The following is a 14,554-nucleotide window of genomic DNA, read 5'->3' on the forward strand; positions in this document are numbered from 1 at the left end:
TTTTTTTTTGCTTATTTTTCCGATAGGTCTATAATTTCTAAAAAGAAAACCAACGAGGGTAACTATGACTAAGTCTGAATTGATTGAAAGACTGTGCGCTGAGCAAACGCATCTTTCTGCAAAAGAAATTGAAGACGCTGTAAAAGACATTTTAGAGCATATGGCTTCAACACTAGAAAGTGGTGATCGAATCGAAATTCGCGGTTTTGGCAGTTTTTCTCTGCATTATCGTGAGCCTCGTGTTGGACGTAACCCAAAGACTGGTGACAAGGTTGAGTTAGAAGGTAAATACGTTCCTCACTTCAAACCAGGTAAAGAGTTGCGTGAACGAGTAAACTCAGGAATGTAGCCTACTTATCGGAATTAAGAAAAGCGGCATACTATAATGTATGCCGCTTTTTTATGACCATAATATGGTGGTCTGATTAGTAATTTTCCTGCATAATCGTACAGCTAACCAACCAATGAGTGATGAACTATGAAAATTATAAAAATAGTCGCCGTTATCGCACTTTTCCTAATTGCACTGGCTTTAGGCTCTCAAAACCAAGCAACTGTGAATTTCAACTATCTGCTAGCGCAAGGTGACTTCCACCTATCAAGTTTATTAGGTGTTGTATTCGTTTCAGGCTTCGCCCTTGCTTGGTTAGTCTTTGGTAATATGCACATGCGGTCTCAGCTAAAAATTCATCGCTTGAAGAAGCAACTCAATAAGCAATCAAAGCAGGTCGCTGCTGATACTAAAGCTTAAAGGCTATATTTGATGTTAGAGTTACTGTTCTTACTTTTGCCCATCGCAGCCGCTTATGGCTGGTATATGGGTAATCGTAATGCTCAGCAAGAAAAACAAAAGCAATCACACCAGATCTCCCGTCAATACGTGACGGGTTTGAACCTATTACTGTCAGACCAATCTGACAAAGCGGTTGATCACTTCATTGAGCTGCTTCAAGTAGACAATGAAACCATCGATACTCACTTGGCTTTGGGCAACTTGTTCCGCTCAAGAGGCGAAGTCGACCGCGCTATTCGTATTCACCAAAATCTCATCTCTCGTTCGGGGCTTACCCTCGATCAGAAAAATCTCGCACTGCAACAATTAGCTAAAGACTACATGGTCTCTGGCTTCCTTGATCGCGCTGAAAAAATCTTTGAACAACTTGTAGAAGAACCTGACCATAAAGAGGGCGCTTTACAGCAGTTGGTGGCTATTTATCAGCAGACCCGTGAGTGGAACAAGGCTATCCATTACGGAAATATCTTAGTTAAGCTCGGCAAGAAAAAAATGAAGATGCGTGCCACAGTCGCGCATTTCTGGTGTGAGCTTGCAATGCAAGAACAAGCCGATGGTAATCGTTCTAAAGCGCTTCAGCATTTTAAGAAGGCGCTTTCTGAAGACCCTAAATGTGTTCGCGCAAGTATCGCACTAGGGAAGTTCCACTTAGCGAACGAAGATTACCAAAAGACAATTGATTGTCTTGAATCGGTACTTGAACAAGATATCGATTTTATCAGTGAGGTGTTGCCAACCCTTGCTGAGTGTTACCACAAGCTTGGACAAGAAGCTCAATTGGTCGAGTTCCTCAAAGCGTGTATTCAGAAGAAAGCCGGTGTATCTGCCGAACTGATGCTGGCGCAATTGGTTGCTCACCATGAAGATGTAGGCTCTGCTCAAGAGTTACTGACAAAGCAGCTTGTTAAAAATCCAACCATGAAAGGTTTTTATCGATTAATCGATTACCACCTAGCGGAAGCAGAAGAAGGCCGAGCAAAAGACAGCTTAACCACACTTCAATCTATGGTTGGTGAACAGCTTAAGGTTAAGCCTCATTACCGTTGTCGTCAGTGTGGTTTCTCGACACACTCTTTGTATTGGCACTGCCCTTCATGTAAAGGGTGGGGGACGATCAAGCCTATTCGTGGGCTTGATGGTGAATAGATTTGTGGTCACTTTAAGACCAAATTATTAATTGCAGCTTTCGGGCTGCATTTTTATGACTGTTATTTATCACCTGTTTAGGTGATTAGAAATTTTTAGAAAGTTAACTGCGTTAGGAGATGAAATGAACGACCAAAAAATCATTGTAGCCTTGGATTATGATAATCAAGCGGATGCGTTAGCCTTTGTCGATCGAATTGACCCAGCATCTTGCCGCCTAAAAGTGGGCAAAGAGATGTTTACCCTGTTTGGCCCTGAATTTGTTCGTGAATTACATAAGCGTGGTTTCTCAGTATTTTTAGACCTTAAATTCCACGACATCCCGAACACATGTTCAAAAGCAGTCCGTGCTGCCGCTGAACTGGGTGTTTGGATGGTGAACGTACACGCAAGTGGCGGTGAGCGTATGATGACGGCTTCTCGCGAAATCTTAGAACCTTATGGCAAAGATCGTCCACTGTTAATCGGTGTAACGGTACTCACCAGTATGGAGCAATCTGACTTAGCGGGTATCGGTCTGGATCTTGAACCACAACAACACGTGATGCGCTTGGCTTCTCTAACGAAAAACTCTGGCTTAGACGGTGTTGTATGTTCTGCACAAGAGGCTTCTTTGCTTAAAGGTGCACTTGGTCAAGAGTTCAAGCTAGTTACTCCAGGTATTCGTCCTGTCGGCGCAGATGTTGGTGACCAGAAGCGCATCATGACGCCTTCTAAAGCGATTGAATCAGGTTCAGACTACCTTGTTATTGGTCGTCCGATTACGCAAGCGATAGACCCTGCTGCTGTACTTGCAGAGATCAACGGTACGCTTGCTTAAGTCTATATTTGGATTGAGATATAAATAAAGAAGGCCAGCAAATTGCTGGCCTTAATTTTTTAGTCTGGATTAGTCTAAACTGGACTGAATGCTCTGTGTGGAGCCTAAACCGGAGCACCACTATGGAATTTGAAGTCGCTGTCTTCTGAAGTGATAAGATCAGCTTCTACTTGAGCAAAGTGCGAAATACGCTCTGAAATATCTTTCCCTGCGATCTGTTCTGCTAGCTCAAGGTAATCTTGGTAGTGGCGAGCTTCTGAACGAAGTAGAGACACGTAAAACTTCTCCATGTCTTCTTCCAAGAAAGGAGCCAATTTAGCGAAGCGCTCACAAGAGCGAGCTTCAATAAACGCACCGATGATAAGCTTATCAACCAGAGCATCAGGCTCGTAAGTCTTAACTTGTTTGATCAAGCCCTTAGCGTAACGACCCGCCTCGATTGGCTGGTAAGTCACGCCTTTCTTCTCCATCAACTCCATGACTTGGTAGAAGTGATGCAGCTCTTCTTTGATCAGTAAAACCATCTTATCGATTAGGTCAGCACCGTAATTACAGCCTTCTTTCGCTGTGATTTGCTTGGATACGTTGCTTTTACCACGCAGAGACTCTAAGTCTCCGATACGACGGTAAGCAAATTGCTCGTATGGCAAAATCCATTCATTCAGTTGCTTCGCGCTTTCTTTATCGACGGCGTACTTGCGAATAAGGAATAAAGCACTCTGTGCCGCCTTAAGTTCACACAGCATGTGATCGCGTAGAATGATGTGAAGATTTTCTGGCTTTTTGGCTTCATCTATCCATGAATCTGGCGTTTCGGCTTTAAGAAAAGAGTGGATTGGAGCGAGTAATTCTTGATACATGGTCAGGGAAAGTTTGTTGATAATGCGGGGATTTTATCACAGCTCAAGAGATCTCCCTATACAGAGAAAGGAAATTCAACAGCTACAAAAAAGGCCGCCTATTTAATGTAAATAAGGCGGCCTTTAAGTGTTGAGTTAGACTGTTACCATTTCTTCTTCTGACCGAAGAGGGCATCCATATCGTCTTCTCGTTCTTTAGATTCCATCTGCTGCAAATCTTGAGCGTTTTTGTCTTGGCGTTTCTGGTCAAGCTCGTTAAGCATCTGTTGAAGCTTTTCTTTGGCTTGATTAGAGTACGAGTCGTTCTTAGTCGCCAAAGCATCAATACCTTTACGTAATAGCTGAATCGCTGTTCCCGGTTGTCCGCGAGAAATCGAATCGTTTGCACGTTTGATAACATTTTCAATGTTAATACGGATTTGAATTGTTTCTAGGCGAGCATTTTCAACCACATAAGCTTGAGTCTCGAAACGGCCTTTATTGTGCTCGTTGCGCACCGTATCACGCAGGCGTTTAACTAACTTAAGCATCATGATCGCTTGCTTGTCACTACTTGGTACGCGGAAAGCGGTACTCTCGCCACCTTTGTAGTTCTCTTTTAGCTGAGTGATTTGTTGTTTTACGCTTTCAATGCGTTGGGCAAGCTGCTTATTTTTTGGATCGAGTTGATACATGTTTTCTAATGCATCAAGAATTCGATTGTTTAAGCATACAAGAAGATCTTGGCTAAACGGCATGTGATGAGCGTTGCCAATCAGTTCTTCTGTACCGTCAATAATGGTTAGATAACGAGAAGCTTCCTGTTTCTTCGCTGTTTCTACCTTAACTTTATATTGAAGCATGATGTTGTAGCCTAAAACTAACACCAAAAGAACGGCTACTAAGACGATTATTAAACCAATATTCATATATTTGAGTCTGCTTATTATTTTCTATAGCTAACTGGAGAGGATACACGATTCCATTGTGTATCGGCACTCGTAAATTGCAATTTCTGATTATCTCTTGTTGAGCGAAATCGGCAATCAAAACTTACCAACTAATGTATGAGAATGAGGGTTGGGTTGCAAAGCGTTAGTGATATTTTTGTTTGTTAAGCTAGAAAAACTCAATTTTTCTGTCATTTTTGTGTTCGAAGCGTTATAACTATTAATTATATTACACGCGACTATAACGCTCTCTTTGCAAATAAGTTAGCACAGAAATGAGTAAAGGATTACGAGGTTAGATATGAAGTTACAGCAACTGAAGTACATTGTTGAGGTTGTAAACCATAACCTAAATGTTTCAGCTACAGCAGAGAGTTTGTACACATCTCAGCCTGGCATTAGTAAGCAAGTTAGATTACTTGAAGACGAACTAGGTATTCAGATTTTTGAGCGTAGCGGCAAGCATCTAACGCAGGTTACCCAAGCGGGTGAGGATATCATTCGTATCTCTCAAGAGATTTTGGCACGCGTTGAAAGTATTAAAGCGGTAGCGGGTGAGCACACTCATCCAGAGATGGGTACATTGAATATTTCAACGACTCATACTCAAGCTCGTTATGCACTGCCTGATGTGATTAAAGGTTTCACGGCGCGTTACCCTAAAGTATCGCTTCACATGCACCAAGGTACGCCAAGCCAAATGTCAGAAGCCGTCGCTAAAGGTACAGCGAATTTTGCGATTGCAACGGAAGCGCTACACCTTTACCAAGATGCGATTATGCTGCCTTGTTACCACTGGAACCGTTCGATCGTCGTGACCAAAGATCATCCCCTGGCACAGAAGCGTAATATCACGATCGAAGATCTTGCGGCTTACTCTCTCGTGACTTATGTATTTGGTTTCACTGGCCGTTCTGAGCTTGATACCGCGTTTAACAAAGTAGGTTTAACACCGCGTGTTGTGTTTACTGCGACCGATGCAGACGTAATCAAAACCTACGTTCGTATGGGCATTGGTGTTGGTGTAATTGCAAGTATGGCTATTGACCACGAACAAGATACTGATTTGGTTGCGATTGATGCGAGCCATCTATTTGGTGCGAGCACAACCAGCATTGGTTTTAGAAAAGGCACCTTCTTGCGTTCTTACATGTTTGATTTCATGGAGCGTTTTGCACCGCACTTAACTCGCCCTGTGGTTGAGCAAGCTATTTCTTTGAAATCGAACGAAGAGATCGAAGAGATGTTTAAAGATATCGAACTGCCAGTTCGTTAATCTCATCGTGTAAATTTTGATTCTTATTCGGCCTGTATTTGCAGGCCGTTTTTCTTTTGGGCTTTTAGTTTTCGTTTTCTTTATCGGGCCTTTCCATTTCGACCTCTTACCCCTACAATCCACGCATAATAGGGGGAAGCATGCATTCACGATTTAAAATACTCGATTCATTTTTGCTAGAGCACCAGATTTACTGGCGTTCAGAGCCTTTTCACCTATGTCAAACTCAACAGCAGCCGTGGAAAGAGGTCAATCGTCCACTCGTTGATTGGTTAGAAAGCTTAGATAATGAGAGTATTCAAACCTTAAAAGAGCAGCCTCAGCTTTTGGTCGAAGAACTGACTCGTTTCCTACCTGAATTAGATACTGCTACCCAAAACATCCAGTTCAATAACACAGCTTTGGTTGGTTTAGACCTCCCACGTGGTACTGCTGATGGTATTCCTGGCCGAAAGCTACATCAAATTGTCGCAATGGGCGAGGCTGCATTATGCCATCACCATGGCAAAGAGTGGCTCGAGTGGTGTTCTGGTAAAGGCTTTCTTGGTCGAATCCTATCTCAGCAATCGGATCAAAAAGTCACTAGCTTTGAATGGCAGCAATCGTTATGCGAAAGCGGACAAAAGATTGCGGATGACCAGAAGTTAGCGATGGATTTTGTTCAAGGAGATGCGTTTTCAGACAAGGCCGATGACGTGTTTAATTCGTACCAACATGCCGTGGCCCTTCATGCTTGTGGTGATCTTCATGTTGAGCTAGTTAAAAAGTCAGTGTCACATGGGCTACCAGCGGTCACTATTTCTCCTTGTTGTTATCATCTTATTCGAGACGAAAACTATCAAGCGATGTCTTCTATCGCGAAAAGCTCAGCATTAACGTTAAGTAAGAGCGACTTGAGAATCCCGCTTCAAGAAACCGTTACTGGTGGTGAAAGAGTAAAAAGACATCGTCAACTAGAGATGAGCTATCGTCTAGGCTTCAGCCAGTTGCTTAAGGCTGAACTTAACATTGACGAATACATTCCTGTACCGAGCATCAAAAAATCAGAGTTAGCTGAGGGTTTTGAATCTTTCTGCCGTTGGGCATCTGAAGTGAAAGAGCTATCGCTGGGCTCAGATATTGATTTTGACTCTTATTTGATTCAAGGCGAAGCGCTTTTCTGGGAAATGGAAAAGCTGAGTTTGGTTCAACAAGTCTTTAGACGACCATTAGAGATATGGCTGGCTTTAGATCGCGCTATCTATCTGCAAGAGCAAGGTTATGAAGCTACGATTGAAGAGTTCTGTGAACGCAGTATTACGCCAAGAAATCTATTGATTCATGGGGTTAAAATCGAGCGCTAGTGGTAAACCGTACTGTTACGTGTTTTTACGAACTAAATCCATTAATGCAAAAAAGCCAGCGCGACATAATGTCGTACTGGCTTTTTGTTTAATGTGTATGAGTTAACTGAACGCTTCAACGAGAAGATTATTGCGTTCAGTTAGTCATTACATCATTAGTTAAACATTGCGATTGCTTCTGCTGGGTCTACGTATTCAAGGTCAAAGCTTTCTGCAACTTCTTTACAAGTTACTTTACCGTGAATAACGTTTAGACCTTCTAGGAAGCCTTCATCAGATAGAAGTGCTTCGCGGTAGCCTTTGTTCGCTAGCTTAACAATGTAAGGAAGTGTTGCATTGTTTAGTGCGTAAGTTGAAGTACGAGCAACAGCGCCAGGCATGTTTGCAACACAGTAGTGAACTACGTCATCAACAATGTAAGTTGGGTCTGCGTGAGTGGTTGCGTGAGAAGTCTCGAAACAACCGCCTTGGTCGATTGCAACATCAACAACTGCTGAACCTGGCTTCATCTTAGCGATGTGCTCTTTTGTAACCAATTTTGGAGCTGCTGCGCCAGGAATTAGTACTGCACCAATTACTAGGTCTGCTTCTAGAACATGCTTCTCAATGGCGTCTTCAGTAGAATAAACCACTTTTGCGCGACCTTGGAATTCTTCATCAAGTCGACGCAGTGTATCTACGTTACGGTCAAGAATTGTAACATCAGCGCGAAGGCCTACAGCCATACGTGCTGCGTTAGCACCTACAACACCGCCACCAACAACAACAACTTTTGCTGGTTCAACACCTGGAACGCCACCAAGAAGAAGACCACAACCACCGTTAGATTTCTCTAATGTTTGTGCACCTGCTTGAATAGACATACGACCAGCTACTTCAGACATTGGTGCTAATAGTGGCAAGCGACCCATATTATCTGTTACAGTCTCATAGGCTACGCAGACAGCTTTGCTCTTGATAAGCTCTTCAGTTTGTGGAAAATCTGGTGCAAGGTGTAAATAGGTAAATAATATTTGCCCTTCGCGAAGCATAGCTCGCTCGACAGCTTGAGGTTCTTTAACCTTTACAATCATCTCTGCTTTCGCGAAAACGTCAGCAGCAGTAGGAAGAATGGATGCGCCTACAGCGATGTAATCATCGTCTGAAAAACCGATACCAGTACCGGCATTGGTTTCTACAAAAACTTGGTGGCCGTGTGAGATTAGTTCTCTCACGCTAGCTGGGGTCATACCAACGCGGTATTCGTGGTTCTTGATTTCCTTAGGTACGCCAATGATCATCCTGACTCCTCATTTTATTTTGGTTGTTTTATCTATATGTAGGGTAATTCTGTCGAATTAATATCTAGTATAGATAGGTTTAGATAAAATTTGATACTGAATATTAAAAAGTTGTAGTATATTTTTTTGCAAGGAAGTAATAAGGTGGAATAAAAAATGGCAGACAATTATAAGAAGCCGTCCAAGGAACTAGATCGTATTGACCGCAACATTCTTAATGAGTTGCAAAAAGACGGTCGTATCTCAAACGTTGAACTCTCAAAACGAGTAGGACTTTCTCCAACTCCATGTCTTGAACGTGTTCGTCGTTTAGAACGTCAAGGTTACATTACTGGGTACACAGCGTTGCTGAACCCACAGTACCTTGATGCTTCACTTTTAGTGTTTGTTGAAATTACGTTGAACCGTGGTGCGCCAGATGTGTTCGAACAATTCAACACCGCTGTGCAGAAACTGGATGACATCCAAGAGTGTCATTTAGTGTCGGGTGATTTTGACTATCTTCTAAAAACACGTGTATCTGATATGGGTGCTTACCGTAAGCTACTGGGTGATACGTTACTTCGTCTACCGGGCGTAAACGACACTCGAACTTACGTAGTAATGGAAGAAGTGAAACAAACCAATCAACTTGTGATTAAAACTCGTTAGTCACAATTGGTGAAATGAAAGAAAGCGGACATTTGTTCCGCTTTCTTGCTTTCTGGAATTGGGTTTTTCTGTTTGATATGGTTAAATCAACAGTAGTTTCATTGAAACGAGCGGCTTTGGCCGCTCGAGATGTTTTTATCCCGTTTAATTATTAAGTTGGTTTATGTTCAAGCAGAGCAGTAATAAAGTAGAAACAATCATTAAAACGAGTGAAGAGCCTCAGTCTCCTCGTTTGAGTGGTTCTCAACGTCTCAAAGAGTGCAGTCTGATTCTCGGTGTTCTCTTCTCTATTCTACTTGCCGTTGCGTTATTAACTTTTAGTCCTGCAGACCCATCATGGTCGCAAACGGCGTGGGGTGGTGACATTCAAAATGCGGGTGGCTACCTAGGTGCTTGGTTGGCGGATACGCTTTTCTTCGTATTTGGCTCTTTGGCTTACCCTCTGCCTATCTTAGTGACGGTTGCTGCGTGGGTTTTATTCCGCAAACGTAATGAAGACGAGCAGATCGACTTCATGCTGTGGGGCACTCGCTTACTTGGCCTGACTATCCTAATTCTTACGAGTTGTGGTTTAGCGGATATCAACTTTGACGACATCTGGTACTTTTCATCCGGTGGCGTGGTAGGTGACGTTTTAACAAGCCTTGCACTTCCAACGTTGAATGTTCTTGGTAGTACGCTGGTTCTTCTTTTCTTATGGGGTGCTGGTTTCACTCTATTAACCGGTATCTCTTGGCTAAGCATTGTGGAATGGTTGGGTGAATGTGCCATCAAATTTTTCACGTCTACTGTTAATAAGGCTCGTGGCCAAGACCAAGAGCTGCTTGAGCCTCAATTAAGAGAATCAGCAGACCGCGATTTAATCGAAGAACGTCATCAGCAGCATCAAGCGCCAACTTACCGCGATGTTCCTGCTATAGAAGGCAACAAAGAATCAACAGAGCATGATCCGCTAGATCCTGCGATGAGTTTTTCTGCGACCAATGAGTCGGCAGACATGGCGACAAATGCGCGAGACAATGCTGCATCGCCGAAGCGTCATTACAATATTCATATGCCTGTCGATGCTCCTGCGAAACAAGAAGCTCCTGTTCATGAAGAACCTCAGGTTCAGCCTCAAGCGGTAATTGAGTCAGAGCAAACGATCCCTGCTGCAGCTGTTTACCAAGCGCCAGAAGAACCGCTAGAAGAAGGTATTGAGCGCTCTAAACAGTTGAATGCAACGATAGAGCAGCTAGAAAATGCGGCCATGTATGAAGATGACCTAGCAGAACAAGATCAGGTTGACGCGCATGATTCTCAGGTTGCTTACCAACAATACATGCAGAACGAACAACCAGAAGTTGGCCCTGCTCATGCTGACCTTAGAAGTGCTGAACCAGAATTAGATAGCTCACCACAAGTAAATGGCGAATTTGGTTCTGAAGATGTTCAACCTGAATCTTTATACGCTTCACCTATGGGCGAGCCAGAAGCAACCGTGGAAGACGATTTCTCTGCACAACCTTCACCGTTTGATGTTACGGAAGAGCAAAGCTACCAACAGGGCTCAGAGCTTGAATCAGAACAGGCTGAAGCTGAATTAGCTGACGCAGCATTAATCGAAGAACAGTTTGAACCTTTCCCTTATCAAGAAGAACATTCAGAACCTGAACAGCCAACAGCACAAAACCTAGAGCCAACTGTTGATCTTCCTTGGGAAGAAGTAACGGAAGAAGAACCTGCGCATCAAGATCAAGATCAAGATGTCGCCGCATTCCAAAGCATTGTTTCTGAAGCCCAAGCGAATATGGCAGCGGCGCAGAATCCGTTCTTGGTTCAACAAGATGTTAATTTACCTAAGCCTGCTGAGCCATTACCCACGCTTGAATTGTTATTCCACCCTGAAAAGCGTGAAACCTTTATTGACCGTGATGCGCTAGAGGCAATTGCTCGTCTTGTTGAATCTAAGCTAGCGGACTACAAGATCAAAGCAGACGTTGTCGACATTTTCCCAGGTCCAGTAATCACTCGATTCGAACTTGATCTGGCTCCAGGTGTGAAAGTAAGCCGTATTTCTGGCCTTTCTATGGACTTAGCGCGTTCGCTCTCTGCATTGGCAGTACGTGTCGTAGAAGTGATTCCGGGTAAACCTTATGTTGGCTTAGAACTGCCGAATATGAGTCGCCAAACGGTATTCTTCTCAGACGTGGTTGCTAGCCCTCAGTTCCAAGAAGCGAAATCGCCAACGACAGTGGTTCTAGGACAAGACATCGCTGGTGAAGCCGTTATTGCTGATCTATCGAAAATGCCTCACGTTCTGGTTGCAGGTACAACCGGTTCTGGTAAGTCGGTAGGTGTGAACGTAATGATTCTGAGTATGCTTTACAAAGCATCACCGGAAGATGTTCGCTTCATCATGATCGACCCGAAAATGCTTGAGCTATCGGTTTATGAGGGTATTCCTCATCTATTGTCTGAAGTGGTAACCGACATGAAAGATGCGTCGAACGCCCTTCGTTGGTGTGTTGGCGAGATGGAACGACGTTATAAGCTGATGTCAGCATTAGGCGTTCGTAACATTAAAGGTTACAACGATAAGCTTAAGATGGCAGCGGAAGCGGGTCACCCAATTCACGATCCACTGTGGAAGCCGGGCGACAGCATGGACCCAGAAGCGCCATTGCTTGAGAAACTGCCTTACATTGTGGTTATCGTTGATGAATTTGCCGACCTAATCATGGTGGTTGGTAAGAAGGTTGAAGAACTGATTGCACGTTTGGCACAAAAAGCACGTGCGGCGGGGGTTCACTTGATCCTAGCGACGCAACGTCCATCAGTGGATGTTATTACTGGTCTTATTAAAGCGAACATTCCAACCCGTGTGGCCTTTACGGTATCAACTAAAACGGATTCACGAACTATCCTTGACCAAGGTGGTGCGGAATCACTATTGGGCATGGGTGATATGCTTTACTTGCCTCCTGGTTCTAGCCATACAACTCGTGTTCACGGTGCCTTTGCATCTGATGACGATGTACACGCAGTCGTGAATAACTGGAAAGCGCGTGGTAAGCCAAACTATATTGATGAAATCACCAACGGCGAACAAACCCCAGAAACCTTGCTTCCGGGTGAGAAGATGGAAGGTGATGAAGAGGTCGATCCTCTGTTTGATCAAGTGGTAGAACACGTTGTTCATTCACGTCGTGGCTCAGTTTCAGGCGTACAGCGTCGATTCAAGATTGGCTACAACCGTGCTGCACGTATTGTCGAGCAACTTGAAGCTCAAGGTATCGTAAGTGCTCCAGGTCATAACGGTAACCGAGAAGTCTTAGCACCAGCGCCACCAAAAGATTAGTTCCGGTAGGAACTCATAACTATTCAGTCGGTCAAATCGAAAATATGACCGACTTATGTTCTAACAGGATTATTGATGAAAAAAGTATTCGCACTTTTATTTATGAGCTTCTCAGTGTTTGCTTCTCCGAAAGAAGAGTTGAGTAGCCGCTTGGCATTAAACGCAGGCTTCAGCGCTGACTTTAAACAAGTCGTGACCAGCCCTGATGGTGATGTTGTTATGGAAGGTGAGGGCACGGTAGAGATTGCACGCCCAAGCCTGTTCCGCTGGGAGACCACGTTCCCTGATGAAAACTTGTTGGTATCTGATGGCCAAAGCTTGTGGTACTACAGCCCGTTCATTGAGCAAGTGAGCATTTATTGGCAAGAGCAAGCGACATCACAGACACCTTTTGTCCTGCTTACACGTAACCAAGAAAGTGATTGGGATAACTATAATGTGGCGCAAACGGGTAACCAATTCACGCTAACGCCAACTGCTGTCGATTCTAATCAGGGCGACTTCCAGATTAATATCACCGAAAAGGGCATTGTTCAGGGCTTTAATGTGATTGAACAAGACGGTCAAAAAGGTGAGTTTACCTTTAGCAATGTTGATTTGGGTAAACCTGCAGCAGACCGCTTTACTTTTGTGGCACCGGAAGGTGTCGAGGTCGACGACCAAAGAAACTGATCTAAACAAGCAGATCGTTTGGTAGTACGTCGATAGGCATTAATGCCATCAACGAATCAAGAGATTGCAATTGAGTAATTACAGCTTAGATTTTGCGGGGGACGAAGATTTTCGTCCCCTTGCTGCTCGTATGAGACCGGAAACTGTCGAACAGTACATCGGTCAGCAGCATATATTAGGCCCAGGTAAACCACTTCGCAGAGCGTTGGAAGCGGGCCATATCCACTCGATGATTTTGTGGGGGCCTCCGGGCACCGGTAAAACGACGTTAGCCGAAGTTGCAGCAAACTATGCGAATGCTGAAGTGGAACGCGTATCGGCGGTAACCTCGGGCGTAAAAGACATTCGTATTGCAATTGAAAAAGCGCGCGAGAACAAGCAAGCAGGGCGCAGAACCATCCTGTTTGTGGACGAAGTCCATCGCTTTAACAAAAGTCAGCAAGATGCTTTTCTGCCTCATATCGAAGATGGCACCGTGACCTTTATTGGTGCGACGACAGAAAACCCATCTTTTGAACTGAACAACGCTTTGTTGTCACGTGCGCGTGTCTACAAACTGACGTCCCTGAACACAGATGATATTTCTCTTGTCATTCGCCAAGCGATTGAAGATAAGCAACGTGGGTTAGGTGATGTGCCTGTTGATTTTGCTGATAATGTTTTAGATCGCCTTGCAGAACTGGTTAACGGCGACGCGCGTATGTCGCTTAACTACCTTGAACTGCTGTATGACATGGCAGAAGACAACGATAAAGGCGAGAAAGCGATAACCTTGCAGTTGTTGGCTGAAGTGGCTGGTGAGAAAGTCGCTCGTTTCGATAACAAGGGTGATATTTGGTACGACCTAATCTCCGCGGTTCATAAGTCAATTCGTGGCTCAAACCCTGATGCGGCCTTGTACTGGTCAGCACGAATGATTGCTGCGGGTTGTGATCCTTTGTATATCGTTAGACGCTTGCTGGCGATTGCTTCTGAAGATATCGGTAACGCTGATCCTCGCGCCATGCAGGTAGCGATGTCGGCTTGGGATTGCTTCACGCGCATTGGCCCTGCTGAAGGGGAGCGTGCGATTGCGCAGGCGGTTGTTTATCTCGCATGTGCACCAAAGAGTAACGCCGTTTACACCGCGTGGAAGCAAGCGTTAACAGATGCTCACAATCTTCCTGAATATGAAGTGCCGCATCATTTGCGAAATGCACCGACAACTTTGATGAAGGACATGGGCTTCGGGCAAGAATACCGTTATGCTCATGACGAACCAGGAGCCTACGCCGCTGGTGAAAAGTATCTGCCTCCTGAAATGGGAGAGAAGCAATACTATTTCCCAACAAAACGAGGCTTAGAGACCAAAATTGGCGAGAAGCTAGATTATCTGGCGGATTTGGACGCAAAAAGCCCACAAAAACGCTATGAAAAGTAGTCTTTTTTGGATATCGTTACCTAG

General features: G+C 44.3%; 13 protein-coding genes. 10 read left to right on the forward strand and 3 right to left on the reverse strand.

Features of this window, described 5'->3' with window-relative positions; all coding sequences use genetic code 11:
* The first annotated feature begins 64 nt into the window (after nucleotides 1–64).
* The 4 genes from ihfB to pyrF all read left to right on the forward strand — a co-directional run bounded on the left by ihfB (nucleotide 65) and on the right by pyrF (nucleotide 2,759).
* A complete protein-coding gene (ihfB, locus tag A6D97_RS03920; protein WP_017060238.1) occupies nucleotides 65–349 on the forward strand; it encodes an integration host factor subunit beta in 285 nt (94 codons plus the stop codon).
* 129 nt (nucleotides 350–478) lie between these two features.
* Nucleotides 479–751, forward strand: a complete 273-nt coding sequence (locus A6D97_RS03925) for a lipopolysaccharide assembly protein LapA domain-containing protein (RefSeq protein ID WP_017065308.1) — start codon at nucleotides 479–481, stop codon at nucleotides 749–751.
* 12 nt (nucleotides 752–763) lie between these two features.
* Nucleotides 764–1,939, forward strand: coding sequence for a lipopolysaccharide assembly protein LapB (gene lapB, locus A6D97_RS03930; RefSeq protein WP_017060240.1), 1,176 nt, complete (start codon nucleotides 764–766; stop codon nucleotides 1,937–1,939).
* A 124-nt stretch (nucleotides 1,940–2,063) separates the two neighbouring features.
* On the forward strand, nucleotides 2,064–2,759 hold the full coding sequence (pyrF, locus tag A6D97_RS03935; RefSeq protein ID WP_017060241.1) for an orotidine-5'-phosphate decarboxylase: 696 nt from the start codon (nucleotides 2,064–2,066) through the stop codon (nucleotides 2,757–2,759).
* A 104-nt stretch (nucleotides 2,760–2,863) separates the two neighbouring features.
* On the opposite strand, the gene miaE is transcribed toward pyrF, so the two are convergent.
* Nucleotides 2,864–3,619, reverse strand: a complete 756-nt coding sequence (miaE, locus tag A6D97_RS03940) for a tRNA isopentenyl-2-thiomethyl-A-37 hydroxylase MiaE (RefSeq protein WP_017060242.1) — start codon at nucleotides 3,617–3,619, stop codon at nucleotides 2,864–2,866.
* A 143-nt stretch (nucleotides 3,620–3,762) separates the two neighbouring features.
* On the reverse strand, nucleotides 3,763–4,527 hold the full coding sequence (locus A6D97_RS03945; RefSeq protein ID WP_017060243.1) for a hypothetical protein: 765 nt from the start codon (nucleotides 4,525–4,527) through the stop codon (nucleotides 3,763–3,765).
* 322 nt (nucleotides 4,528–4,849) lie between these two features.
* On the opposite strand from A6D97_RS03945, the gene cysB reads away from it, so the two are divergent.
* Together cysB and A6D97_RS03955 are read left to right on the forward strand one after the other, a co-directional pair.
* Entirely contained in the window at nucleotides 4,850–5,824 is a 975-nt protein-coding gene (gene cysB, locus A6D97_RS03950) for an HTH-type transcriptional regulator CysB (RefSeq protein ID WP_017060244.1), read from the forward strand.
* Between the two features lie 140 nt (nucleotides 5,825–5,964).
* The gene (locus tag A6D97_RS03955; protein WP_065583860.1) at nucleotides 5,965–7,167 is read left to right on the forward strand and encodes a methyltransferase; all 1,203 of its coding nucleotides are present in this window, start codon (nucleotides 5,965–5,967) and stop codon (nucleotides 7,165–7,167) included.
* A 155-nt stretch (nucleotides 7,168–7,322) separates the two neighbouring features.
* Here A6D97_RS03955 and ald read toward each other — a convergent pair whose 3' ends face one another.
* The gene (ald, locus tag A6D97_RS03960) at nucleotides 7,323–8,447 is read right to left on the reverse strand and encodes an alanine dehydrogenase (RefSeq protein WP_017060246.1); all 1,125 of its coding nucleotides are present in this window, start codon (nucleotides 8,445–8,447) and stop codon (nucleotides 7,323–7,325) included.
* A gap of 156 nt (nucleotides 8,448–8,603) precedes the next feature.
* On the opposite strand from ald, the gene lrp reads away from it, so the two are divergent.
* From lrp to A6D97_RS03980, 4 genes are all read left to right on the forward strand, one after another.
* A complete protein-coding gene (lrp, locus tag A6D97_RS03965) occupies nucleotides 8,604–9,098 on the forward strand; it encodes a leucine-responsive transcriptional regulator Lrp (RefSeq protein ID WP_004734558.1) in 495 nt (164 codons plus the stop codon).
* A gap of 163 nt (nucleotides 9,099–9,261) precedes the next feature.
* Complete coding sequence (locus tag A6D97_RS03970) at nucleotides 9,262–12,438, forward strand: DNA translocase FtsK (protein WP_065583861.1); 3,177 nt, start codon at nucleotides 9,262–9,264, stop codon at nucleotides 12,436–12,438.
* A 75-nt stretch (nucleotides 12,439–12,513) separates the two neighbouring features.
* On the forward strand, nucleotides 12,514–13,110 hold the full coding sequence (gene lolA, locus A6D97_RS03975; RefSeq protein WP_017060248.1) for an outer membrane lipoprotein chaperone LolA: 597 nt from the start codon (nucleotides 12,514–12,516) through the stop codon (nucleotides 13,108–13,110).
* Between the two features lie 64 nt (nucleotides 13,111–13,174).
* Complete coding sequence (locus A6D97_RS03980; protein WP_240492690.1) at nucleotides 13,175–14,530, forward strand: replication-associated recombination protein A; 1,356 nt, start codon at nucleotides 13,175–13,177, stop codon at nucleotides 14,528–14,530.
* Nucleotides 14,531–14,554 lie beyond the last annotated feature (24 nt).

Origin of the sequence: Vibrio sp. ZF57 (assembly GCF_001691235.1) — a bacterium.
Taxonomy (GTDB): Bacteria; Pseudomonadota; Gammaproteobacteria; order Enterobacterales; family Vibrionaceae; genus Vibrio; species Vibrio crassostreae_C.

What these genes read in the sequence shown, in the direction of transcription:
- ihfB (WP_017060238.1), top strand. Translation starts at nt 65, where the DNA reads ATGACTAAGTCTGAATTGATTGAAAGACTGTGCGCTGAGCAAACGCAT.
- A6D97_RS03925 (WP_017065308.1), top strand. Translation starts at nt 479, where the DNA reads ATGAAAATTATAAAAATAGTCGCCGTTATCGCACTTTTCCTAATTGCA.
- lapB (WP_017060240.1), top strand. Translation starts at nt 764, where the DNA reads ATGTTAGAGTTACTGTTCTTACTTTTGCCCATCGCAGCCGCTTATGGC.
- pyrF (WP_017060241.1), top strand. Translation starts at nt 2,064, where the DNA reads ATGAACGACCAAAAAATCATTGTAGCCTTGGATTATGATAATCAAGCG.
- miaE (WP_017060242.1), bottom strand. Translation starts at nt 3,619, where the DNA reads ATGTATCAAGAATTACTCGCTCCAATCCACTCTTTTCTTAAAGCCGAA.
- A6D97_RS03945 (WP_017060243.1), bottom strand. Translation starts at nt 4,527, where the DNA reads ATGAATATTGGTTTAATAATCGTCTTAGTAGCCGTTCTTTTGGTGTTA.
- cysB (WP_017060244.1), top strand. Translation starts at nt 4,850, where the DNA reads ATGAAGTTACAGCAACTGAAGTACATTGTTGAGGTTGTAAACCATAAC.
- A6D97_RS03955 (WP_065583860.1), top strand. Translation starts at nt 5,965, where the DNA reads ATGCATTCACGATTTAAAATACTCGATTCATTTTTGCTAGAGCACCAG.
- ald (WP_017060246.1), bottom strand. Translation starts at nt 8,447, where the DNA reads ATGATCATTGGCGTACCTAAGGAAATCAAGAACCACGAATACCGCGTT.
- lrp (WP_004734558.1), top strand. Translation starts at nt 8,604, where the DNA reads ATGGCAGACAATTATAAGAAGCCGTCCAAGGAACTAGATCGTATTGAC.
- A6D97_RS03970 (WP_065583861.1), top strand. Translation starts at nt 9,262, where the DNA reads ATGTTCAAGCAGAGCAGTAATAAAGTAGAAACAATCATTAAAACGAGT.
- lolA (WP_017060248.1), top strand. Translation starts at nt 12,514, where the DNA reads ATGAAAAAAGTATTCGCACTTTTATTTATGAGCTTCTCAGTGTTTGCT.